Origin of the sequence: Pseudoalteromonas tetraodonis, assembly GCF_002310835.1 — a bacterium.
GTDB lineage: Bacteria > Pseudomonadota > Gammaproteobacteria > Enterobacterales > Alteromonadaceae > Pseudoalteromonas > Pseudoalteromonas tetraodonis.
The window spans coordinates 2,023,635-2,047,883 of record NZ_CP011041.1 but is presented as its reverse complement, the minus strand read 5'-3'; the positions used below and the strand labels follow the sequence as shown (position 1 = coordinate 2,047,883).

General features: G+C 39.7%; 23 protein-coding genes. 16 read left to right on the top strand and 7 right to left on the bottom strand.

Features of this window, described 5'->3' with window-relative positions:
- The first annotated feature begins 30 nt into the window (after positions 1–30).
- A complete protein-coding gene (locus PTET_RS09410) occupies positions 31–3,204 on the top strand; it encodes an amidohydrolase family protein (protein ID WP_096038538.1) in 3,174 nt (1,057 codons plus the stop codon).
- Positions 3,205–3,267: 63 nt separating this feature from the next.
- Here PTET_RS09410 and PTET_RS09405 read toward each other — a convergent pair whose 3' ends face one another.
- Entirely contained in the window at positions 3,268–3,843 is a 576-nt protein-coding gene (locus PTET_RS09405) for a TetR/AcrR family transcriptional regulator (protein ID WP_096038537.1), read from the bottom strand.
- Positions 3,844–3,944: 101 nt separating this feature from the next.
- Between PTET_RS09405 and PTET_RS09400 the strand changes: the two genes are divergently transcribed.
- Positions 3,945–4,421: an HPP family protein gene (locus tag PTET_RS09400; RefSeq protein WP_058154851.1), complete on the top strand. Its 477-nt coding sequence runs from the start codon at positions 3,945–3,947 to the stop codon at positions 4,419–4,421.
- A gap of 32 nt (positions 4,422–4,453) precedes the next feature.
- Here the strand turns inward: PTET_RS09400 and PTET_RS09395 are convergent, their stop codons facing one another.
- A complete protein-coding gene (locus PTET_RS09395) occupies positions 4,454–4,816 on the bottom strand; it encodes a hypothetical protein (RefSeq protein WP_008114254.1) in 363 nt (120 codons plus the stop codon).
- Between the two features lie 150 nt (positions 4,817–4,966).
- Between PTET_RS09395 and PTET_RS09390 the strand changes: the two genes are divergently transcribed.
- A complete protein-coding gene (locus PTET_RS09390) occupies positions 4,967–5,719 on the top strand; it encodes a Nif3-like dinuclear metal center hexameric protein (protein ID WP_058154849.1) in 753 nt (250 codons plus the stop codon).
- Between the two features lie 343 nt (positions 5,720–6,062).
- Positions 6,063–6,638: a DedA family protein gene (locus PTET_RS09385; RefSeq protein ID WP_033104383.1), complete on the top strand. Its 576-nt coding sequence runs from the start codon at positions 6,063–6,065 to the stop codon at positions 6,636–6,638.
- A gap of 152 nt (positions 6,639–6,790) precedes the next feature.
- On the opposite strand, the gene PTET_RS09380 is transcribed toward PTET_RS09385, so the two are convergent.
- The 3 genes from PTET_RS09380 to PTET_RS09370 form a co-directional block, all read right to left on the bottom strand.
- Complete coding sequence (locus PTET_RS09380; protein WP_244186356.1) at positions 6,791–7,555, bottom strand: YdcF family protein; 765 nt, start codon at positions 7,553–7,555, stop codon at positions 6,791–6,793.
- A 54-nt stretch (positions 7,556–7,609) separates the two neighbouring features.
- Positions 7,610–8,497, bottom strand: coding sequence for a LysR family transcriptional regulator (locus tag PTET_RS09375; protein ID WP_008114241.1), 888 nt, complete (start codon positions 8,495–8,497; stop codon positions 7,610–7,612).
- 759 nt (positions 8,498–9,256) lie between these two features.
- The gene (locus PTET_RS09370) at positions 9,257–11,626 is read right to left on the bottom strand and encodes a bifunctional diguanylate cyclase/phosphodiesterase (protein WP_090492295.1); all 2,370 of its coding nucleotides are present in this window, start codon (positions 11,624–11,626) and stop codon (positions 9,257–9,259) included.
- Positions 11,627–11,832: 206 nt separating this feature from the next.
- Here PTET_RS09370 and pyrC point away from each other — a divergent pair, with 206 nt between their 5' ends.
- From pyrC to PTET_RS09325, 9 genes are all read left to right on the top strand, one after another.
- Positions 11,833–12,873, top strand: a complete 1,041-nt coding sequence (gene pyrC, locus PTET_RS09365; protein WP_028835052.1) for a dihydroorotase — start codon at positions 11,833–11,835, stop codon at positions 12,871–12,873.
- A gap of 420 nt (positions 12,874–13,293) precedes the next feature.
- Entirely contained in the window at positions 13,294–13,497 is a 204-nt protein-coding gene (locus PTET_RS09360; RefSeq protein WP_004588138.1) for a cold-shock protein, read from the top strand.
- Positions 13,498–14,352: 855 nt separating this feature from the next.
- Positions 14,353–15,123: a DUF3450 domain-containing protein gene (locus tag PTET_RS09355; RefSeq protein WP_013465204.1), complete on the top strand. Its 771-nt coding sequence runs from the start codon at positions 14,353–14,355 to the stop codon at positions 15,121–15,123.
- Between the two features lie 6 nt (positions 15,124–15,129).
- A complete protein-coding gene (locus PTET_RS09350; protein ID WP_013465203.1) occupies positions 15,130–16,494 on the top strand; it encodes a MotA/TolQ/ExbB proton channel family protein in 1,365 nt (454 codons plus the stop codon).
- The gene (locus PTET_RS09345; protein WP_096038535.1) at positions 16,494–17,018 is read left to right on the top strand and encodes a MotA/TolQ/ExbB proton channel family protein; all 525 of its coding nucleotides are present in this window, start codon (positions 16,494–16,496) and stop codon (positions 17,016–17,018) included. The genes PTET_RS09350 and PTET_RS09345 overlap by 1 nt, the downstream gene beginning before the upstream one ends.
- A 14-nt stretch (positions 17,019–17,032) precedes the next feature.
- Positions 17,033–17,437 carry an ExbD/TolR family protein gene (locus tag PTET_RS09340; protein ID WP_006792384.1) on the top strand — a complete coding sequence of 135 codons (405 nt, stop codon included), beginning with the start codon at positions 17,033–17,035 and terminating at the stop codon, positions 17,435–17,437.
- Positions 17,437–18,054, top strand: a complete 618-nt coding sequence (locus PTET_RS09335; RefSeq protein ID WP_008109338.1) for an energy transducer TonB — start codon at positions 17,437–17,439, stop codon at positions 18,052–18,054. The genes PTET_RS09340 and PTET_RS09335 overlap by 1 nt, the downstream gene beginning before the upstream one ends.
- 11 nt (positions 18,055–18,065) lie before the next feature.
- Complete coding sequence (locus tag PTET_RS09330) at positions 18,066–19,325, top strand: tetratricopeptide repeat protein (protein ID WP_096038534.1); 1,260 nt, start codon at positions 18,066–18,068, stop codon at positions 19,323–19,325.
- 61 nt (positions 19,326–19,386) lie between these two features.
- The gene (locus tag PTET_RS09325; RefSeq protein WP_096038533.1) at positions 19,387–20,430 is read left to right on the top strand and encodes a hypothetical protein; all 1,044 of its coding nucleotides are present in this window, start codon (positions 19,387–19,389) and stop codon (positions 20,428–20,430) included.
- A gap of 14 nt (positions 20,431–20,444) precedes the next feature.
- Here the strand turns inward: PTET_RS09325 and PTET_RS09320 are convergent, their stop codons facing one another.
- The gene (locus PTET_RS09320; RefSeq protein WP_013465198.1) at positions 20,445–20,771 is read right to left on the bottom strand and encodes a TraR/DksA family transcriptional regulator; all 327 of its coding nucleotides are present in this window, start codon (positions 20,769–20,771) and stop codon (positions 20,445–20,447) included.
- Positions 20,772–20,830: 59 nt separating this feature from the next.
- Entirely contained in the window at positions 20,831–21,811 is a 981-nt protein-coding gene (locus PTET_RS09315) for a tRNA-dihydrouridine synthase (protein WP_096038532.1), read from the bottom strand.
- Between the two features lie 188 nt (positions 21,812–21,999).
- Here PTET_RS09315 and PTET_RS09310 point away from each other — a divergent pair, with 188 nt between their 5' ends.
- The 3 genes from PTET_RS09310 to PTET_RS09300 all read left to right on the top strand — a co-directional run bounded on the left by PTET_RS09310 (position 22,000) and on the right by PTET_RS09300 (position 24,200).
- Complete coding sequence (locus tag PTET_RS09310; RefSeq protein WP_096038531.1) at positions 22,000–22,467, top strand: HvfA family oxazolone/thioamide-modified RiPP metallophore; 468 nt, start codon at positions 22,000–22,002, stop codon at positions 22,465–22,467.
- A 68-nt stretch (positions 22,468–22,535) separates the two neighbouring features.
- Positions 22,536–23,393 carry an HvfB family MNIO-type RiPP peptide maturase gene (locus PTET_RS09305; protein WP_096038530.1) on the top strand — a complete coding sequence of 286 codons (858 nt, stop codon included), beginning with the start codon at positions 22,536–22,538 and terminating at the stop codon, positions 23,391–23,393.
- 54 nt (positions 23,394–23,447) lie between these two features.
- Positions 23,448–24,200 carry an HvfC family RiPP maturation protein gene (locus PTET_RS09300; RefSeq protein WP_096038529.1) on the top strand — a complete coding sequence of 251 codons (753 nt, stop codon included), beginning with the start codon at positions 23,448–23,450 and terminating at the stop codon, positions 24,198–24,200.
- Positions 24,201–24,249 lie beyond the last annotated feature (49 nt).

The window sequence follows — 24,249 nt, the reverse complement described above, 5'->3', positions numbered from 1 at the left end:
CACACAGCAACAATAATAAGTGAGATAAGCATGAAAAAAATGCTGCAAACAGCACTCGCGTTATCGGTTTCATTGGCATTAGGCCACGCACACGCAGAGCAAACGGATGAAAAAAAATGGCAAGTTGATTCACCTAAAGGGCAATTTGTTGATGCATCTATTAGTGTAGAGCAAGGCACATGGATGAATGTCGATATAAGTCCTGACGGAGAAACCTTAGTATTTGATTTACTGGGCGATATTTACACCATGCCAATGAGTGGTGGTAAAGCGACTAAAATAACCTCAGACATTGCATGGCAAATGCAGCCGCGCTTTAGCCCAGATGGCAAGCACATTGCTTTTACATCAGATCAAGGCGGTGGTGACAATATTTGGATAATGGATGTTAACGGCGAAAACCAAACCGCCGTCACTGACGAAACATTTAGATTACTCAATAGCCCTGCGTGGAGCCCTGATGGCGATTATTTAGTTGCACGTAAGCATTTTACCGCCAGTCGCTCGCTAGGCGCAGGTGAGGTCTGGCTTTATCACAAAGCCGGCGGTAAAGGGGTGCAACTGACTAAACGTGAAAACGATCAAAAAGATTTAGGTGAACCCATGTTTTCACCGGATGGTCGGTATGTTTATTTTTCGCATGATGCAACCCCGGGTAAAACTTTTCATTATTCAAAAGACTCTGTTGCCGGTATTTATAAAATTAAGCGTTATGACCGTGAAACAGGCGACATAGAAACCATTATAAGTGGCATGGGCGGGGCAATAAGACCGACGCCGTCGCCAGATGGTAAAAAACTAGCGTACATAAAGCGTGATGACTTTCAAACCAGCCTGTACTTATATGATTTAACCAGTGGTGAGCATACTAAGCTATACGACAAGCTAGAGCGCGATATGCAAGAAACGTGGGCGATTCATGGCGTATATCCGACTATTGCGTGGACCCCAGATAACGAAGAGCTGGTATTTTGGGCTGGTGGCACCCTTCATAAACTCAATGTCGATGATAAATCAGTTAGCAATATTGCATTTAAAGTAGACACCACGAAAAAAATTCAAAAAGCAGTGCGTTTTACTCAAAATATCGACACTGATGAGTTTGATGTAAAAATGCTGCGTAATGTGCAAATTAGCCCTGACGGTGAAACCGCACTTTTTGAAGCATTGGGCTATATTTACAAGCGCGACTTAGAATCAGGAAAAATAAAGCGCTTAACTAAGCAAACCGATCATTATGAGTTATTCCCGCAGTATTCTCGTGATGGCAAAAACATTGTCTACACCACGTGGGATGATAACGAACAAGGCACCGTGCGTGTCGTCTCTGCACGCAGTGGTCGTGGCGACACTATTACACAAGAGCCGGGAAAATACGTAGAGCCAACATTTAGTCCAGATGGCAAAACCGTGGTGTATCGTAAAGCCAGCGGCGGCAGCATTTTAAACCCTAAGTGGTCACTGCATCCTGGGGTATACAGTGTTAGTGCTAAAGGCGGAAAAAGTGAGCTCATTTCTAAAAGCGGCTATCAACCTCAGTTTGGCAGTGCCAACGATCGTGTTTATATTATGAGCCCATGGCCTAAACCAACGTTGAGTGTGGTAGAGCTTGAAAGTAAAAAAGTACGTAAACTGTATGAGTCAGAGCACGCCACTGAATTTAGAGTCTCTCCTGATGGTGAGTATTTAGCTTTTGCTGAGCGCTTTAAAGTATTTGTTACTCCATTTGTAGAGCGCGGCAAAACGATAAATATTGGGCCCAAAGACAGTCAATTTCCAATTGAGCAACTATCTGTACGCGCCGGTGAAAACATTAGCTGGAGTGCCAACAGCAATAAACTGTATTGGACACTGGGGCCTGAGCTTTACCATGCCAGTTTAGAGGGTATGTTTGCTATTAATAAAGCAGATGATAAAGACGTTAAAGTAAAAAGCGGGACTAATATCGGCTTTAGTAAAAAAATGGCTGAACCACAGGGCATGATTGCATTAACTGGCGCTAAAATTATTACCATGGAGGGTGAAAAGGTCATTGAAAATGGCGTGATCATTACCGATGGCAAACATATCAAAGCCATTGGCACTGCTGCTGATGTGAGTATTCCTAAGGGGGCAAAGGTCATTGATGTAACAGGTAAAACAATTATGCCTGGCATTGTAGATGCCCATGCTCATGGCTCACAAGCCAGTGATGAAATTATCCCGCAGCAAAACTGGAAAAACTTAGCAGGTCTTGCGCTGGGTGTTACTACTATTCACGACCCATCAAACGACACCACTGAAATATTTACCGCGAGTGAAATGCAAAAAGCGGGGATGATCGTTGGTCCGCGTATTTTCTCTACCGGTACTATTTTATACGGCGCGAATATGCCTGGGTATACCTCGCATATTGACTCATTAGATGATGCTAAATTTCATTTAGAGCGCCTTAAAAAAGTGGGTGCGTTTAGTGTTAAATCTTATAATCAACCGCGCAGAGAGCAGCGTCAGCAAGTTATAGAAGCAGGGCGAATGCTTGAAATGATGGTAGTACCAGAAGGGGGGTCATTATTACAACATAACTTGAGTATGGTAGTCGATGGCCATACAGGCATTGAGCATTCAATTCCTGTTGAACATATTTATGACGATATTAAGCAGCTATGGTCACAAAGTGATGTAGGTTACACACCTACATTGGTGGTTGCCTATGGCGGTATTTGGGGTGAAAACTACTGGTATGATAAAACGGACGTATGGAATCATCCACGTTTAAGTAAATTTGTGCCTAAAAACCAATTATTACCGCGCTCAATGCGCCGAGTTAAAGCACCCGATCATCACTATAATCACTTTAACAATGCTCGCGTAGCGGCTGAGTTACAAGATTTAGGTGTACTTGTTAATTTGGGGGCGCATGGTCAACGTGAGGGGTTAGGTGCGCATTGGGAAATGTGGATGTTTGCCCAAGGCGGCATGACGCCACTGGAAGCAATTAGAGCATCTACACTCGATCCGGCAAAATATTTAGGCCTAGATAAAAATGTGGGTTCATTAGAGGTCGGTAAACTGGCAGATTTAATGGTTATTGATGGCGACCCACTGAAAAACATTCGTGATTCAGACAAAATTGATTACACCATGATCAACGGCCGTTTGTTCGACGCAGCCACCATGAACGAAGTAGGCAAAAAACAGCGTGAACCATTATTTTTTGAATAATGCAGCCATTTTTTAGTTAATAAGCGGCTATTTAGCCGCTTTTTTTATACTGTATTTACCTATTTAACTAACCGCTACTATCGCTTTTAAAATATTATCACTAGGTGGAGTCACTGTTACATCATGCATCACCCTCGCTCTACATATATAACCTTCCTTTAAAATAAGTAAGTGTTGCGTGGCTTCAATTGCTTTTTCTCTATTGTGAGCAAATTCAGGTGTTTCTAAAAGAGCTGATAGTATGATCTCAAAGTTCGCTTGCTTGTGCTGTTTGCAAAGTTTGGCAATAGGGTCGTTCTCTACAGGGTACTCAGCTGCAGTATTAATAAAAAAACAGCCATTAAAACACCCTAACTCTGAAACCTCATTATTAATCCACTTTTTCAGTCCGGCAAAAATTGCCTGTGCGACTAACATAGCACTTGGTTGTATACATATTTTTTTAAGCCAAGCGTTAAAGCAGATGTCACGTGCGACTAAACAAGCACAAATAAGCGCGTCTTTGCTTTCAAAGTGCTTATATAAGGTTTTTTTTGCAATGCCCGATACAGCTAAAATTTCATTAATACCAACAGCGTGTATACCCTTTTTATAAAAAAGACTCAGTGCCGTACTGATTATTTGTTGTTGTTTATCCATGATATTCCAAATTTGAGCAGTAAAAACACAGCTTGACATAGGTAGACCGACTTGTCTATATTGCATGTGTAGACAAGTCGGTCTACTTTTGAGGAGGTAATATGCATAGTGAGCAAATAAAGTCGGCATTAATCGCAGGCGTTTTTTCTACTTTTGTTTTGGGGTTTTTGGCGTGGCTAAATTATATGGGTGATTACGGTATTTGGTTAATGGCGCCATTCGGCGCAACAGCTGTACTTGTTTTTGGCGTACCGCAGAGCCCGTTAGCTATGCCAAAAAACGTAATAGGGGGGCATATGCTGACCGCAATGATTGGGGTTGCTTTTAGCTACTATAGTGCTGATAGTGCGATTATGATTGGGCTGGCTGTGGGTATTGCTATAACATTAATGATAATCACAAAAACTATTCACCCTGCTGCCGGCGCAAACCCTATCTTAATTATTGAGTCTGGCCAAAGTTGGGATTTTTTAATAATGCCAGTACTGGCAGGAACTGTATTCATAGTTTTGTCTGGCTTTGTTGCGAGGTGGATTATTCAATACTTGATGGATAATAAATATAAAAAAACCGCTTAACGCGGTTTCTTTTATACAAAGCACTCAGCTGATCAAACAACACCGCGAGGTAGGCGGCAATCGTGATCTTTGCGAGCAAGCTCAACTATCCAAAGCTCTTCTGCTGTGTAGCCTTCTTCGTTTTGTGTGATCACGGTGAAAGGCGCTTTTTTCTGTGCTTTTACAGGAGCAGCTTTTTTAGTTTTTTTAGCAGGTGCTTTTACTGCAGCTTTTTTTGTAGACTTACCAGAGCTTAATTCTTTAGTCAGCTCTGCTACATCAGCTAGGCGCATGTTCTTGCCGCCATCAATGCTATACCAGCCAGGTTTAGTTGTTATTTCAGGTTTTTTACCGTTGGCAGCTTCATATGCAGCTTCAAAGGCAGATAACACTTCTGTTTTGTCTAGTTTGCTCATCAGAGACCCTATACGTTGTTTACACAGATAAAGAAGAGGTATTTATACCTATTTTAGAACTGTTTTTCAATTTTTTGCGATTTTCCTTTCATTTTTAGTGCATAACCGCCAAAATTTGTACAAAATTCAGTGCAAAGTAAGGTAAGTAGTATGCAACGTAGAGAATTTAATCAATTATTAAACACCCTGTTAAAGCCAGAAACCATTAACGATTTTTGTCCAAACGGGCTTCAGGTAGAAGGTAAAGATGAGATACGCACCATAGTAACGGGTGTAACAGCAAGCCAAGCACTTATTGATGCCGCGATTGAAAATAATGCTGATGCTATTTTGGTACACCATGGCTATTTTTGGAAAGGCGAGTCACAACCTATCACTGGCATGAAAAAACGTCGTGTGGCTGCGCTTTTAGCTAACGACATCAATTTATTTGCCTATCATTTGCCGTTAGATATTCACCCTGAAATGGGTAATAACGCACAGCTGGCGCAATTGCTCGATATTGAAATTGAAGCAGGCCTTGAGCCAACTAACAACAGTGTAGCGATGAAAGGGCGTTTAAAAACGCCGCTAACGGGCAGTGAATTTGCCAAAAAAATAAGCCAAGTGCTTAAGCGCGAGCCACTAACGAGTTTAGTACGTACTGATAAAATTGAAACCATCGCTTTGTGTACAGGTGGCGGGCAAGGGTATATCGACTTAGCAGCCGAGCAAGGTATTGATGCTTACTTAACTGGTGAGGCATCAGAGCAAACCATTCACAGCTCACGCGAGCAAAATATCGACTTTTTTGCCGCTGGTCATCACGCTACCGAGCGCTACGGTATTAAAGCGTTGGGTGAATACCTTGCCGATAAACATGGCTTTGATGTGACATTTATTGACATAGACAATCCTGTGTAAACACCTAGCTTAAAAGTAATTTTATAAATAACCTACTTGTAACGTATTTCGGGTAGGTTATTTAAAATATAGCGTTCTAAATAGCTAATTTAGCAAACTATGGTAAGTCAGTATGTTGATTTTTTATATACCCGCATACCCTTTTATCCTTTTTGTGAGTTAATTATTTTTGGTTTATGCATCCCAAAAATTTAATAAACGTAATAGATATAAACCTACGCTTAAAATCATAATTACATCCATTCTTATATTGCAAAAAACACAGATCTTTCGCTGTACTTACCTCGTTTAAATTACAATGTTACTTTGCTTGCTACTAAGGTAGTTACTTTAAAGGAATGAAATGGAAGGGGTATTAGCTTTAATTGAGCAGTACGGGTTGTTGGTTTATCTGTTACTTTTTGGTTATTGTGCGTTAAAAAGTGGATGGCTACCTTTGTTCGCAGGCTATGCTGCACATACTGGCGCACTAGATGTTGGTTTTGTTGCTTTGGCTGCTTTTATGGGTGGCTACTTGGGCGATGAATTACGTTTTGCTTTAGCAAGAGCGTATGGCGCGGCATGGCTTGAAAAACCAGGCCGCCTTGGTCGATTATTCAAAACAGCCAGTGAGCTTGCTGAACGCCATGGCACAGCCTACATTTTTTTATATCGTTATCCTAAAGGATTACGCACGATTGGTGCCCTTCCCGTAGGGCTTACAGCAATTAGTTGGCGCCGTTTTAGTGTGTTAAATGGATGCTCTGCACTGCTATGGGTTATTGTTTTAGTCGGTGGAGGCTACATTTTCGGTGCTACTTTTGATGCTTTAGGTGTTGAGAATTTAACAGCACTAAGTCTATTATTTCTTTGCGTATTTTTAGTAACACTGTATCGGCTTTGGAATAAAACAGCTGAGGTTAAAGCTCACCAAGAATAACAAAACAGCCAACGCTATTTTTTAGTTAAAGATGTTATTTTAGCCAAACAAACGAATATTCAGTTTTTATTTTTTAATAACCCCCTGTGTAAAACGCAAATAATCGCAGTTTTACAGGGGGAATTTACCCAGCGTAATAAGCGTTAATTTAATTAAAGTGCTTCAGGGTTAATTGTACGGCGTACATTTATCCACGCATTGCCAATAACTTCATGAGCATACTGGGTAACTACTAGTAATGCTTTTGCATTGGGTATGAGTTGTTTATACCAAGGGAAAGCGGCAAAGTTGTGATAGTCGGTTGCGGCAGGGATAACGTTAATGCCTTGCGCATTAAATAAATTCTTTGCTCTGGGCATATGGCTTACTGAGGTGACTAAAGCGACCTTGTAATCAACGAGTTTCGAGGCTAAAAGTTTTGCCTCTTGGGCGGTATCCATTGCGTTTGGATTTTGCACAATACGATTTTTATTAATACCCAAGCTAATCGCGGTTTTATACATTAACGCACTGTTGGTGACTTTTTCATACCCCCCACCTGAAACAATCAGTTGCGCATGAGGGTAAATGTTAGCAAGTCTTATTCCTTCTACCAAACGGGTTAACGCACAATTACCTAACTGGCTGTTAGCACTCAATGCAGGGTTGGGGTTTATGTCACAGCCAAGCACCACAATTTTATCTAAATTGGGGTGTTTAAGATAATTAAATGCCAATGAGGTTGGTTGGCTATTTTTAATCAGTAAGTTGGCCACCAAAGGGGTGCTGGCAAGTAGCAAAGTTACAAGGCTCATTAAAGATAAAGCGATTGTGACCTTTCGTTGTTTGAGCGCAAAAATAAGTAATATTAGGCTTACTAAACCCAACAAAGGTAACGGCATGAGCAAGCCGCCCAGTATTTTTTTTAGTTCAAACATAATGAGCAACATGGTTAAGTATATTTATTAGCATGTTACTCATAAGTTTAAGGTTTATCGACCGTTATTTAATTTACAGGTGTTTAAAAAGTGACGATAAACTGGATTGTCTTTCATATCTTTTTTCATCGCTAAGTACATTGGACGCGTTAAACCAAGCGCGCCCAGTGGAATTGACTTAATTAACCCTTGGCTTTCATACGGGGTTACTAACCAATCGGGTAAGGCGGCCACACCCATACCTGCACTGACTAATTGAAATATAAGTAAACCTTGATCAACCGTTTTTAGCGTGCCGTCAAAACGCGCATTTTGGATGAAATGCTTAAATATATCCTGGCGCTCACGCGGAATAGGGTAAGAAATAATAGTTTCGCTTTTCAAATCAAGCGCAGTTACATAGGCTTTTTTCGCTAAGTCGTGATCTGGTGCCACAATCAGTTTCAGCTTAAAGTCAAACAAATGGGCGTATTCGAGTTTGTCAGGGTCGCGAATATCTGATGTAAGCACGAGATCTAATTCATCATTTAATAAGTCTGGGATAGCGTCGTAACTAAAGCCACGCTCGTAATCAATTTTTATATCAGGCCAAAAGTTATTAAATTCTTTGATAGTAGGCAATAACCAATGAAAACAGGCGTGACATTCAACGCTTAAACGCAGCTGCGAAATAGGCTGGTTTAGGCTTTCTTTGAGTCGGCACTTGGTGGCTTCTAATTTAGGTAATATTTCGTGTGCTAATTCAAGTAATAACATACCTTGAGGTGTAAATCGGACTGGTTGAGTTTTACGCTCAAACAACTGGCAGTCTAATTTGTTTTCTAAATCTTTGATTTGATGTGATAAAGCTGACTGAGTTAAAAATAGTTCGCGGGCTGTATTGACGAGAGAACCCGTTTCTTTAAGGGTAGCAATTGTTTTTAAGTGTTTAATGTCAATCATCTTTAATAAATCTCATGGATATGGTGAGTATAGCTCAGATTCATTACATACTACGCCTTTACAAAAACCGTTTCAACGTCTGGATGGCTATAAAATTGCACTTTAGTGTGTTTTTTACTGCGAACATTAAGTTTTTTAACTTTGTTGAGTCAAACAGTGTTTAGTTTTTTATTTGTTGTTGAATTTATCTCATGTTTGTTTGGGTTTTTTATTAATGATTATTGTTCTGGTAACAGATAACTTTATTGTCATGTAACTCTCTAAAATAAGTAGGTTATAGCGCGACATTAATATTTAGATGTTTCATAGCGAGGTTAAAATGCGAATTAAAATTTACGGCGAAGGGTTTGGCAGGCAAAAGCTCAGTAAACGCAACTGAGGTGTAAAGGATATACGATTGAAAAAAGCAGCGAATGCAAGGATTGAATGATTAGGGGCTACTCATTGGCATACATTAATACCAATTCGTATACGCCTTTAAATAATGTAATGTATTAAAGCATTCGCTAACGGGGTTAAAGATTTTTATTAAGAACAATGTGACATAAAACTAATTATAAGGTTTTCTACTGGTTAAATAGACCCTTACTTAAGTAAGCAGTTCTAAGCAGGTTGCAAAAAGCTATAGAGTGACGTTGCATGAGTTAGTGTTGGCAAAATAAGTCATATAGCATTCAATAGAACAGCCAGCTAATGGGCTGGCAAAAGCGTGTAAGAAATTACTGTGATTTTTAAAAGCCAGCAACCCTGGCTTATTAATTAAAGAGGGCTATGTATTAGTAAAATAGCTTCTTTTGCTGTAACAGGTTTAGACTTTAAAAAGCCTTGGCCATAATCACATTGGGTTTTTTGCAAAATAGCGAGTTGTTCAGGGCTTTCTATCCCTTCTGCTATAACAATAAGATCTAATGAAATGGCTAAGGTTAAAATAGCATCAATCAATGGATTGACTGTGGTTTTTAAATTATCGATAAAGCTTTTATCAATTTTAAGGACATGAATAGGCAGTTGATGCAAGTAACCAAGGGCAGAGTAACCGGTGCCAAAGTCATCTAAACAGAGCAATACTTTTAAAGGCGATAATCCTTGAATAATTTGTGTTGCTAACTCTAAATTTTCAATCAATCCCGATTCGGTTATTTCTAGACATAATGAGCCTAAAGGTAGTTGATGTTTTTTGTAGATTGCATGAAGCTGATCCACAAACTCTAAACTTGCGAAGTGGCGAGATGAAACATTAACCGTAACGCGTAAAAAACGATGCCCTTGTTGTTGCCATAAAGCGATATGCTGTGCTGCAAGGTCGAGCAAATGCAAATCTAAATTGATAATCTGCCCCGTTTTTTCTGCAATGGGGATAAAGTCACCTGGCGATACAAACCCTTTTCGTGGGTGATGCCAACGTACTAAAGCTTCAAACCCCATAACGTCACTGCTAGTAATGTTAAAAATAGGCTGAAAATACAGTTCAAACTCATCATGCTCAATACCGTGTTGTAAATCATTTTCAAGGTCGGCGTGTGTTTTTAACTTGTTACGCATGACATTATTAAAAAACTTAACTTGGCCACGCCCTGATGATTTTGCTTCGTACATAGCCGCGTCTGATTGCTGTAATAAAACAAATGCTTCATCGTTTACATTATCGCTAAATGCAACGCCAATACTGGTAGAGGGTTGCAGTAAATGACCATCAATATCAATGGGATCTGACAGGGCGGTTTTTATTCGAGCGAGGGCATCGTTTACTTGGTCACGATGACTGAGATTTTCCATAAAAATAGCAAACTCATCGCCACCTAAGCGAGAAAAGGTATCAGTATTGCGAACGGTTTGAGTAATCAATTTACAAATAGCAATTAAAAAATGGTCACCTACTTCATGGCCTAACGAATCATTAATACTTTTGAAGCGATCAAAATCAAGGTAGAGCAGAGCATGAAAAGTACCTTTTTTAGCGCGATTCAAGCGTAAAATTGCATGCTTCATTCTTTCTATTAGTAACGAACGATTGGCAAGCCCTGTTAGTTCATCATGCAGTGCTTTGTGCTCGAGTTCTTGGCGAGCTAAATGCCTGTCTATAACCATACTTATTTGTCGGCTCACATACGTCAACAGCGAGCTATCATGTTCGTTGTAGTAATGTTGCTTGTCATAGCTTTGTACGACAATAACGCCACTCATGCGCTCATTAACTTTATATGGCACACCAAGCCAAGAGTCTGCTAGTTCACCGACCAATTTAAAGTGGCCTTGCTCAATATAGTGTCGGTATTGCTCTTTATTAAGCAGTAAAGGGCGCTCGTTAATTAATAAATAGTAAGAGGCTGTTTCTTTTAACTGATCTTTTGAAATAATTTTATGCGTGTTTGTTTGTACACCGCCTTCAACGGTATAGACAAAATCTAGAACATCTTCTTTTTTATCATACAAAGCAATAAAAAAGTTACTTGCATTAAGGAGGCTATCAATAATCACATGCAGCGATTTAAAAAAGGTATCTAAATTTTGTGCTTTATAGGTTAAGTTAGCTATTTGCAGTAGGCTACTTTCTAATTTTTGCGCATTATTAAGTTGCCGAACGGTATCTTGCAAGCTGTTGACGGTATTCACTTGATTTATTTTTGCGCTTAGTAAGTGGGCAACGGTAGTTAAAATTTCTAAATGTGAACTGGTAAAGTAATTTTTTATTGGGTGTTCACAGTCAATTACGCCGAGTACTTTATCTTTATATATTAGAGGCACACACAGCTCTGATTGCGCAGGGCGCTCATCAGCAATGTAGCGGCTGTCTTTAGTTACATCGCCTATTATTAAAGCTTGCCCAGTTGATGCAGCATAGCCCGTTATCCCCTCATTAAAGCGGATTAACTTTCGTTCTGACTGATAACTAGTGTGTTCGCTTTCAATACCCATAGACGCCACTTGATTTAGCGTAGATTGGCTGTCATCGGCTAAATAAATCACGCAGTCGACAAATCCAAGTCGATTAACAACTTGTGTGGTGACATAACTAAAGAGCGCTTCTAACGTATTCAGTTGCAATAAACTAGAGGAGAACTGATTGATTATACTCAATTGATCCGTTTTAGTTTCGAGCGCTTTAGTAGTATCGATAGTGTTCGACATAGGCAACGAAGGTAGGCCTTATAATTATTATTAAAGGTACATACGTTAACCTAATATTAACCTTTCTACAAAATAAAACGATAAATGAGAAGCGTGAAGTGTAAAGTTTACTTTATATATAGTATCTAAGGATTATTTTTAATAAGGTCTTTACTCGAAAACCCCATATGCCTATGATCAGTTAACTTAAGCATTAGGATTTTACGATGACGAGCAAAATGACAACTCTAACGATTACTAGGCCCGATGATTGGCATGTACATTTACGCGACGGGGATCAGCTAAAAGATACAGTACGTGATATCAGTCGTTATATGGGCCGCGCGATCATTATGCCAAACCTAGTACCGCCAGCCACGTGTACTGAAACCGCATTATCGTACCGAGAGCGCATTATGGCAGCGAAACCTCAAGGGCAGTTTGAGCCACTAATGGTACTTTATCTTACTGATAAAACGACACCAGAAGAGATAAAAAAGGCAAAAGCAACGGGTAAAATATTTGCAGCTAAATTGTACCCAGCGGGTGCAACCACAAATTCAGATTCTGGCGTAACATCGGTTAAAAATATTTATCCGGTGTTAAAAGCAATGCAAGAAGTTGGCATGCTGTTACTCGTCCACGGTGAAGTAACCGACTCGTCTATTGATATATTTGATCGTGAAAAAGTGTTTTTAGAGACTATTCTAGGCGATGTTGTCGTTGACTTCCCTGAGCTTAAAATTGTTCTTGAACACATAACAACGAAAGATGCAGTCGAGTTTGTAGAAAGTGCCTCTGATAACGTAGCAGCTACAATTACTGCGCATCATTTGCTATACAACCGTAACCATATGTTAGCAGGGGGCATTCGCCCACATTATTATTGTTTACCTATATTAAAGCGAAACATTCATCAGCAAGCACTTATGGCGGCAGCAACGAGTGGCAATAAAAAATTCTTTTTAGGCACTGATTCAGCGCCACATTATAAAGATAAAAAAGAAGCTGCATGCGGTTGTGCAGGTGCTTACACTGCACATGCTGCTATTGAACTTTATGCAGAAGCTTTTGAAGAGGCTGGTGCGCTTGATAAGTTAGAGGGCTTTGCAAGCCATTTTGGTCCAGATTTTTATGGCTTAGCGCGTAACACCGACACTATTACCTTAGAAAAATCGCCTTGGACAGTGCCGGCAAGCTACTCGCTAGGTGACTCTGAAGTAGTACCAATCAAAGCCGAGAGCGTTATCGACTGGCAAGTTAAATAGTTAATATTTAAACACTAAACTTTAAACCACCTTAAATTCAAGGTGGTTTTTTATTTTAAGTGGCTAAAAAACATACTGATAAAAACTATTTTAAAGCAATTGTAATCTGTTTATAAAAAATACAATATTTTGCTTGTTATTTTCTATAAAAATTAAAAGGTTACACCGTCGTTAGTAAAACAATGAAACTTCAAAAATAAATCCTAATTAATAGAGCTAAAAAAATTTTAATGTGTTAATCTTAATTGGCTTTGAGTTTTTGCGTATTGAATTACGGTATTGTGCTGCGTTTAAGGTTACCGGTTTGGTTATTACTTCTTCCTGTACTATCACCTCCAGTTTTTTGGGCATTGACTCAGGGAGGATATTGCCATAATTATATGGCTGAATTTTAATTATTGACTTACAGGAAAATTTAGTATGTCGGTTACTGGTAAAGTAAAATTTTTCAACGAAGCTAAAGGCTTTGGTTTCATTGAACAAGAAAATGGTCCTGACGTGTTTGTACATTTCAGCGCAATCACTGGTTCTGGTTTTCGCACTCTTAGCGAAGGTCAAGCAGTGACTTTCAGCATCAAGCAAGGTCAAAAAGGCCCTGAAGCTGAGAACGTAGAAGTAGCATAATTTATTATGTGAACCTAAGTTCATCGTGGTGAAACACTAACCTGTTTCACCATAATTCTTAAATAATTATCAACTCTATTTTTAATCTCTCTGTATTGCCTTTCATTTCTGATATCCGTTATTCATATTTTTAACTCCGATATACCAAATTAAACGTAAACCTTTATGCGCGAGTCCGTTGTTGCCCAATGATCGCCTAGCGATTTAAATTTAGTCTACTGCTTGATGTGAGTTTAATTATATTGAGTTCATAAAAGTGCGTAAGATTGATATTTCTCCATGGAATAATATAAAAAATCGGCAGGATATTAATGATCAGTAGAAACAAAAAACACAGGTGTTAATAAAAATGATTCTTTGTAATCTATTTCCCCTCCTTTGTATTGCTTTTTAGATAATCGGCACGTCCTTATTACTATGCGACGAATGCGCGAATAATAACGATTAGCTGTATTTTTAGCTTAAAAAGTCTCAAAAACCACTAAAAAAGAATATTCGGGACAGAAAATAAGCTTATTTTTAATTTTTTTTCAGCCACGATTAAGTTAATTTTAAATGTTATATTTTTGTTTACTTTAACTAGGTTGTTTATCAGTATTCTTACTATATCTGGCTTTGCTGAAATTGCATTTGTCACGTTAGTTACGATAATGTTAATTTTTTTGTGTGAGCCCTTTAAATATCTTACAAACAAGCTGATTTATTTATAGGTTATGCGAAACATGAAGTTGACATGACTTAATGCATTTAGCATTATTGGTAAGTTGATATCTATTAAAAGATATCAGGGTTGTCTTCCCCTTGCGGGTTGATAATTAAATTATAAAAGTAACATTACTTAATTGGTTGGGAACTATGTCTGTTAAAATCAGAAAGAGTCTTGTAGCAACTGCGTTGGTTGGCGCTTTTGCATTTGCAAGCAGCAATGTGATTGCAGATCCTTTGAATGACGTGCAAAAAGCAGGTCAAACAATTCAAAAGGCTGCGGTTAAGTCTCAAACTAAAATTGACAATGTATATGGTCAAACTCAGGAGCTAATCGCTGAGTACCGTAGCATCGTTGATGAGACTGAACTTATGAAAGTGTACAACGATCACGTAGCACGTTTGGTCGCTGACCAAAATGCGTCTATCGCATCGTTCGATCGTCAAATCGCGACTATCGATAACACTAAACAAAACGTTGTGCCTTTGATGTATCGCATGATCGATACGCTTGAGCAATTCATCAAAGCGGACGTTCCATTTAACCTTGAAACTCGTCTTGGACGTGTTGAAAGATTACGTGAGATCATGGCATCTGCATCTGTAACAACGTCTGAGAAGTTCCGTCAGGTACTTGAAGCGTACACTGTTGAAACAGCATACAGTTCAGCTGTAACTGCTTCTCAAGGTACTTTAGATGTTGATGGTCGTAGCATTAACGTTGATATCGGTCGTTTAGGTCGTATCACTTATGTAGCGCAATCATTCGATCTAAAACACGCTTGGGTGTGGGATAACAACACTAAACAGTGGAAAGAATTAGGTGAAGAATACCTAAAACCTGTTAAAGAAGTGATCCGTATGGCGCGTAAGCAAGCCACACTAGAACTTGTTAAACTACCAATTTTTGGCGCGGAGTAATCAATAATGAAGAAACTATTTAAAGGTTTTGCTGTTGCAGCAGTACTGTCTGTTTCTGCCGGTACCGCGCTTAATGCACATGCAAATACTGATGCTTTAGATAAAATTCTTGAGCAAGTAAAGCAAGAGCGTATTTCTGAAGGGAAAATCAATAAGCAACGTGAACAAGAGTTCTTATCAGATCGTGCTGATAAGCAAGCGTTACTTAACAAAGCGAAAAGCCAATTAGCTGCTGAAAAAGCACGTGGTGATCGTCTTAGCAAAGAATATGCACAAAACGAAAATACTTTAGCGGAAAAAGAGCAAGCTCTTCAAAACGCGCAAGGTACGTTAGGTGAAATGTTTGGTGTTGTTCGTCGTGCAGCAGCTGACGCGATTGGTTCAATTGAAGCATCTTTAGTAAGTGCTGAAAAACCAGGACGTGCTGAAGTACTTCGTTCATTAGCTGCGGCTAAAGAACTTCCAACAGTTCGTGAGTTAGAAGAACTTTGGATTTCACTTCAAACAGAAATGACTGAGTCAGCTAAAGTTTCAACGTTTGAAACTGAAGTTGCAGGTCTTGACGGTAACCCGTCAATGAAAAAAGTAACACGTATCGGTAACTTCAACTTAGTTACAGACGATGGCTACTTAATCTACTCACCAGAGACTAAGTCTATACAGCCTCTAGGTAAGCAACCTGACAGCTATATCTTAAAAGGTATTTCTGATCTAGAAGGTACTTCAGCTGATAATTACGCTGGCGTATACGTGGATCCTACACGTGGTGCAATCTTACGTATCAACACGCAGAAGAAGTCTCTTATGGAGTACTACGAGCAAGGTGCTGAAGTTGGTTACATCATCACCGTATTGCTTGCTGTAGGTCTTTTAATCTTCTTAGTACGTTTCGTTGATTTAGCGCTTACTACTTCTAAGATCAAAGCTCAGCTTAAGAACTTGTCTACACCGAATACAAACAACCCATTGGGTCGTATTCTTAAAGTGTACTCTGACAACAAAAATCAAGATGTTGAAAACCTTGAGCTTAAACTTGATGAAGCGATTCTACGTGAAACGCCACGCATCGAAGCGGGTATTAACATCATCAAGATCCTTGCTGCTATCGCACCATTACTAGGTCTACTAGGTACGGTAATCGGTATGATCCTAACGTTCCAAACAATCACATTGTTCGGTACGGGCGATCCGAAGATCATGGCTGGTAACATCTCTCTAGCACTTGTAACTACAGCGCTAGGTCTAATTGCAGCACTACCACTTATCCTACTTCATTCAATTGTTGCAGGTCGTAGTAAGTCGGTACTACATATCCTTGATGAGCAAAGCGCGGGTATCATCGCGACTCACGCGGAGAAGGAGAAAGCCTAATGCTAGTCCTGATGGAGATCTGGGAATCTATCAGGGATTTTGTTGGCACAGGCGGCCAGGTTTTATACGTGGTCGCGATAGCACTCTTTCTTATGTGGGTTTTAATGATTGAGCGCTATTGGTTCTTACTTGCTGAGTTTCCTCTTTTAACGAAGGAAATTGTAGCTAAGTGGGATGCCCGCCAAGACACTACGTCTTGGTACGCACACAGAATCCGTGAAGCATGGATTTCTGAAGCGTCTGAAAAATTAGATCAGCGTATGTTGTTGATTAAAACATTAGTAGCTATATGTCCTTTAATAGGCTTACTTGGTACTGTTACGGGTATGATCGCGGTTTTTGAAACCATGGCAACCCAAGGTACAGGTAATGCACGTTTAATGGCATCAGGCATATCAATGGCAACAATCCCAACAATGGCTGGAATGGTTGCGGCACTATCTGGGGTATTCTTTAGCTCACGCCTTGAGGCAAGAGCGAGAATGGTGAAAGCCAAGCTTGTAGATAGTATGCCTCATCACTAGAGAGAGAATTAAATATGGCACGTAAACAACGTTTTCGTGAAGAAGAAGAAGCAGCGGTAGATATGACGCCAATGCTTGACATCGTATTTATCATGCTTATTTTCTTTATCGTAACTACATCGTTCGTTAAAGAGGCTGGTATCGAGGTCAATAAACCAAAAGCTGCCCAAGCTACGAAGCAAAAAAATGCTAACATTTTTATTGCAATTCGCAGTGACGGTGCAATCTGGATTGATAAACAGCAGGTTGATGTTGAACGTGTTTCAGCAAAAATCGAAAGTTTATTAGCAGAACAACCTACTGATGTTGTAATTTTGCAAGCTGATAAAGAAGCAAAACACGGCACAGTGGTTAAAGTGATGGACCAGATTAAAGCGACGGGTGATAACCTGAGAATTTCAATAGCTGGAGATCAGTAATGATTCGTTTTCTGTTTTCACTGATTGCAGGTGGGGCAGTTACTTTCGGCTTGTTCTACTTCATGGCATACCTCATCTCTGGTGGGGCTGACCGTAATACGGAACAAAAAGAGCAGATCATAGTCGAAATTATGACGAATCCGCCTGAATCTAAGGTGCAGGAGAGGAAGCGTGTACCGCCTCCGCCTCCGCCACCGCCAAAGCAGCCGCCTAAACCGCAGCCGCCACAGCCGGAAAATAGCAACCCAAATACTGGTGGCTTGTCATTTAATATGCCAAGTATCGATGTGGGAAGCACGGCCGGTGGACTAAGTGGTCCAGGTGCATTTGGACGAGATGGTGATGCGACACCTATCGTTCGTATTGAACCAAAATATCCAACACAAGCAGCACGTGATGGTAAAGAAGGTTGGGTTCAACTTTCGTTCACAATTGATGAGTTAGGTGGCGTGATTGACGTTGATGTTATCGACGCAGATCCAAAACGTATCTTTGACCGTGAAGCTAAACGTGCATTGCGTAAGTGGAAATACCGTCCTAAGATCATTGACGGGAAACCACAAAAGCAAGTTGGTTTACAAGTTCAACTAGACTTTAAACTTAACCAAGGCAACTAAGGAGGCGAGTAATGAGAAATTTTTCTAAAGTAACTGCACTTGCAATTCTTATGTCTGTGTCAGGTGCATCATTAACTGCACCTGTTTTAGCGGCGCCAGATTACGCGAAAATTGAAGAGCGTAAGAAAGCAAAAACTAAAATCATGGGCGAACGTACTGGTAAAAAAGTAATTAAAGCGTTTGATTTGTATAACGAAGATGATGTTGATGGTGCAATAGCGTTATTGAAAGAGTTAGATCCGTCTAATGACTTTGATAAAGCAACTGTTAATCGTTACTTAGGCAGCATGTACGCTCAAAAAGAGCAATACAAAGTTGCAATTAAGTATATGAAAGCAGCGATTGCACCGGATGTATTGAACTTTGCTGATCAGGCTCAAGGTTTAAAAACTTTGGGCGATATGTATGCGGGTACTGAACAATACAGTGCTGCCAAGCAAGCATATTCTGATTGGATGGACTTCACAGGTGAAGAGGACCCGAAAGTTTACACTCGTATTGCGCAAGCAAGCTATGAGCTTAAACAATTTGATCAGGTTCTTGAACCGGCAAATAAAGCAATTAAGTTAGCTGAAGAGCCAAATAAAGCTCCTTATCAACTTAAATTAGCTGCCTATTTTGAGAAAAAGCAATATCAAGATATGGTTAAAGTTGCAGAAGAAATTGTTCGTGTATGGCCTGAAGACAAAAAGTCTTGGGTAGGTTTAGGTAAGTATTATTTACAAACCGAAGACTACCAAAAAGGTCTAGCAACTATGGAAGTTGCATACAAGAATGGTTACTTCGAAAACGAAGTTGAATACAAAGTACTGGCTAACTTTTATTCTTTAAACGAAATTCCTTACAAAGCAGCAGTAACGCTTGAAAAGGCTGTTAAAGAAGAGAAAGTAAAACGCACTAAGCAAAATATTAGCGCGATTGCTAGTAACTACCATCGTTCGAAAGATATAGAGAAAGCTGCTAAGTATTACGAAGAAGCTGCTAAATTTGATGACGACGCTGAGCTCTACCGCAAAGCAGGTTCATTACTTTTACAATCTGAAAAATTCAGCGCTGCTGTTGTTCGTTTGAACAAAGCATTAGAGCTTGGCTCTGATAAAAAAGGCACTATTTATTCAGATTTAGCTGAAGCGTTTTACTACCAAGGTAAGTATAAGCAAGCTTATGCTGCTATTACTAAAGCCATGGACGACCCAAGCACACGTAGGTTTGCTAAAGGTTGGGCTACATATATTAAAGATAAAGCCGCTCGCAACGGTGTTAAAATTTAGTATTTAATGTACTCTAGTATTTTTAAAAAGCCCCATTGGGGCTTTTTTTATTGGAATTGACATGAAAAAAACGCCTATTATTTCACTGCTATTTTGTTTGCTGTTAACGTCTTGCTCTAAGCCTACAGATATATTTTCATCTTATGAAGAAGCGCAAAGCGCGTTAATATCACTTAATACGGCTTTAAGTGCGCAACCGAATTCACAGGTTACACAGCTCAGTAATGAGCAGCTCCCTTTTACAGATGATTATTTAAAGCGTCGCCACGCTATTTATCATCAGCTAATGCAAATGCAGTTATCAGCAGAGCAAACCAATCAGGTTAATTATTTAGTTATTGCTGAGCGATTCCCAGAGCGCTATTTTGCATGGCCTGTACAAACAAATGTTTTGGCTAATATGCTCACTATGGCGAAAAATGATGCCCAGTATAAAAATATTGAGCAATGGTTAAGGTTTGTAAAATCTCAGCTAGAAGCTGCCGAGCAAAGTAATTTAAAGCTAAATAAAGTTGAACATAGTTATTTAAAAAAGTACGTGCAACAAGCCATAAATCGCACTAACACACCGGTTGAACTTAATGCAGCGTTGAGTGAGTTAAACAATTATTTGGCGCACTATAAGCCAAGAGGCAGCATTGGTTTATCAGGCCTTGCTAATGGCAGTCAGTGGTATCAAAGTAAATTAAATTATTTTGCAAATGCTGTGCTCTCACCGCTTGAGTGGCTAAGTCGTATTGATAGCAAATTCAAATCAATGCAGAGTCAAAAACAGCAAACAACGGTAGAAGCCTCAAATGCCTCACAGCTTACCACATTACTTTTAACTGATTCGAAAATAGCGGGTTTAGACTGGTTAACGGGTTATACGCTATTACCTCTGAGGGCTAACGCTTCACAATTAGAACCAGCCGATGAACTGCTCTATATGGCTATGATGGAGACTGATCTAGGGGTGCATTATCACGCTTGGACATTGTCACAAGCACGCTTAAATTTACTTAAACGATTAAACATAAGTGAAGAGGAAGCGACTTTATTAGTTGAAGATATTCTTTTTTATCCAGGGCAAGCGTTTAGTTTTGCTCCACAACTACTTAATTAAACTTTAGTGCGCTATTAACTAGCGCACTGATCACATCGCTGCGCTGCAGGGTCTTGCTCTAAGCGCTGCGCTGATATTTTTTCCTCACAGTCACAACAGTAACCATACTGGCCAATGTCAATTTGGCTTATTGCCGCTTCAAGCTTATTCATACGCTCAATCAAGGGATTATACTCGGTGCCTAATTGCTGAGCTGCTATATCAAGCCACTCTTCATTTGAGGTACGGGTTAGTATACAAAGCAAATTTTGATGTGTAGGGTGTGTAGATTGTGATAGCAAGCCTAATATAGTCGCTTTAACACTTTCAATTTCATCGTTTAGTCGTTGCTGATGATGCATTAGCAGTATAACCCTTAAATTAGTCCTCAGTGATACTGCTATTATCTAGTTAGATTATCTTAGATGTTATGATTTGTATCAAATTGTGGCGCTTTCGCATATTTTTTTAATACCTCTGCCACTTCATCTTTGGCTTTTAAACGACGTATTTCGTCAAATAATAGTCCTGCTTGTGGGTACTGACGTTTTAAATAACCAAGCCATTGTTTTGTGCGTGAGGCAAAGTACTTGGTATCTTTACTGGCGGTTTGGTGCATGGATGAGTAAATAATATGGTGTAAAATATTTTCCCACGTTAACTCACTATAATCTTCATTATTAATATGAGCTTTAATTTTACGAGCTAAATCAGGATGTGAAAGGGCGCCACGGCCAATCATTAAGTCAGTGCAACCGCTGCGCTTTTGGCATAAAAGGGCATCTTCTACCTGCCAAATCTCCCCATTGGCGACCACCGCAATTTGTTTATCTTTAACTAAAGGAGGGATTTTTTCCCAATAGGCAGGCGGGTTATAGCCATCGCGTTTAGTTCGCGCATGAATGGCGATACTGCTCGCACCTGCACTGACAACGGCATCGACAATCTCTTGGCTATTACTATCATCATCAAAACCTAAGCGAATTTTTGCACTTACCTCGTGTTCAGCGTCTACGGCATCCCTTACAGTTTTAATTATTGAATACATATGTTCAGGGTCTTTGAGTAAAACAGCGCCCCCTTTGCTTTTATTCACCGTTTTTGCCGGGCAGCCAAAGTTTAAGTCAACACCATGAGAGCCCAAACTAACCGCTTTTACTGCATTTTCAGCTAGGACGTCAGCCACTTGGCCCAATAACTGAATTCTAACTGGCGTGCCACATCGAGTTAGCCCTGCATTTTTTAGTTCAGGGCAATAACGATGGAATACTTTATCAGGCAAGCAAGTATCTACAACGCGGATAAATTCAGTCACACAAAGATCAAAGCCACCTATGTCGGTGAGTAGTTGGCGCATTTTAAAGTCAACGACACCTTCCATAGGTGCTAAAACAAGTTTCATAGTGTGATTAATTTATTACTGAAAAAGAGCGCCAGTTTACCTGTAAATCATAAATTGATAAAACGCTTATTAGGGTTCATAGTTAGTTTACTAAGTTATTTTTGAAAAAATAGATAATGTGAAAGTTTTTAGTTTTATGCAGGTCTACTTGTATAATGATGTTCAACAAGTTTAGAAGGTAATAAAAAATGAATACAATAAAGAAAAATTCAATTGCATTAACACTCGGCGCAGTGGTTGTTGGTAGTGCAAGTATGGCCAGTGCAGATGTACAAGCTAACCCATTTGAATTTCAGCAAATGGTTGCTGGTTACCAGTTAGACGCAGGTGAAGGCAAGTGCGGCGAAGGTAAATGCGGTGAAGCTAAAACCAAAAAAGAAGGAAAGTGCGGCGAAGGTAAATGCGGCGAAGCGAAGGCCAAAAAAGAAGGTAAGTGCGGCGAAGGCAAATGCGGTGAAGCTAAGGCCAAAAAAGAAGGTAAGTGCGGCGAAGGTAAATGCGGTGAAGCTAAAGCCAAAAAAGAAGGCAAGTGCGGCGAAGGTAAATGCGGTGAAGCTAAGGCCAAAAAAGAAGGCAAGTGTGGCGAAGGTAAATGCGGTGAAGCTAAAACCAAAAAAGAAGGTAAATGTGGCGAAGGTAAATGCGGTGGTCACTAAACTTTTCTTTTAAATACGTTAAGCTATAGGGCCTATTAGGCCCTTTTTATTTAATATGAGGTTTTATTATGGCTCACATTCAAACGCCTAACTTTGGCATGGTTGGCTTAGGCCTACGCAGGGAAATGCTAGATGAGCTAGACGGTGCTGTACCAAAACAAATTGAGTTTATGGAAGTGGCCCCAGAAAACTGGTTAAAGTTAGGTGGACGCTTTGAAAAGCAGTTCAAACAGTTAACCAATACTAATCATTTTGTTTGCCATGGTTTGTCACTTTCCATTGGCTCGCCTGAGCCATTAGACCTTGAATTTGTAAAGTCGTTAAAACCGTTTTTTGATACTCATAATATTAAAGTATACAGCGAGCATTTAAGTTATTGTTCAGGAAAAGGACACATGTATGACTTAATGCCGATCCCTTTCACTGAGGAGGCGGTTAACCATGTTGTTTCTCGGGTTAAACAGGTACAAGATATTTTAGAACGCCCACTTGCGCTGGAAAATGTGTCTTATTATGGCGCGCCTGGACAACAGTTAACTGAGCTTGAATTTACAAACGCTATTTTAGAACAGGCTGATTGCCAGTTACTACTAGATGTAAATAATATTTATGTTAATTCAGTTAATCATGGCTACGATGCACATGCCTTTTTAGCTGCATTGCCAACTAACCGAATTGCTTATGCCCATGTTGCAGGGCATTACAACGAAGCCGAGGACTTGATTATAGATACTCATGGCGCCGATGTTATTGATCCCGTATGGCAGTTGCTCGATAGCGCTTATGAAACACATGGTGTATTTCCGACGCTGTTAGAGCGGGACTTTAATATTCCACCTATTAACGTGTTAACCAAAGAGCTGGATATAATTCATCAATTACAAGCAAAGCACCTGCAGCGGTTATCCACTGAGCAAAGTGCTTAAACAGTCCTATGCAGCTTGTAATAATAACAGCATGGTTTTAAAAGAGTATTAACTATGAGTTTTATCGATATTCAAAATGAGTTTATGGCTCATATTCGCCAGCCCAAAACGAACCCTTGCCCAGCAGATGTTGAAGACAGACGTATGGCTATTTATCGGGAGCTTTTTTTTAATAACATCAATGGGTTTGTTTCATCAGCATTTCCGGTATTAAAAACACTTTACACTGAGCAACAATGGCAGTTACGTGTTCGTGAATTTTTTAGTGAACATGATTGTCAGTCGCCTTACTTTTTAGATATTGCTGAAGAGTTTATAACGTATTTAATGACAAGTTATGTGCCCAAAGAGTGCGACCCTGTGTTTATGCTAGCGCTGGCGCATTATGAATGGATTGAGCTTGATGTATCGGTAACTCAGGCTGACTTGGATGAGAGCGAACTGGTAACGAATCAATTAACCCAAAGCCCTTTATATTTATCTAAAACGGCACGTAACTTAAGCTATGAATTCCCCGTACAACATATTAGCGAAGCGTTTCAACCGCAACAGCCCTCTGAGCAGCCACATTATTTTGTGGTGTACAGAGATAAAGACGATGAAGTACAATTTTTAGCAACTAATGCGATGACCGCCATGCTTTTGTCTATTATTGACAATAACGCAGGAAGCACATTTGCGCATGTTTGCCAGCAAGTCAGTGAAAATGCACCTCAATTTAGCCTTGAGCAAATAACTCAAGGGGCACTGAGTACCTTAACAGCTATGGCACAGCGTCAAATTATAGTGACAAAAAATCAAGATTAAGCTCTTTATAGATTATTTCACATCGTCTATTATAACGCCTTTATTTGTT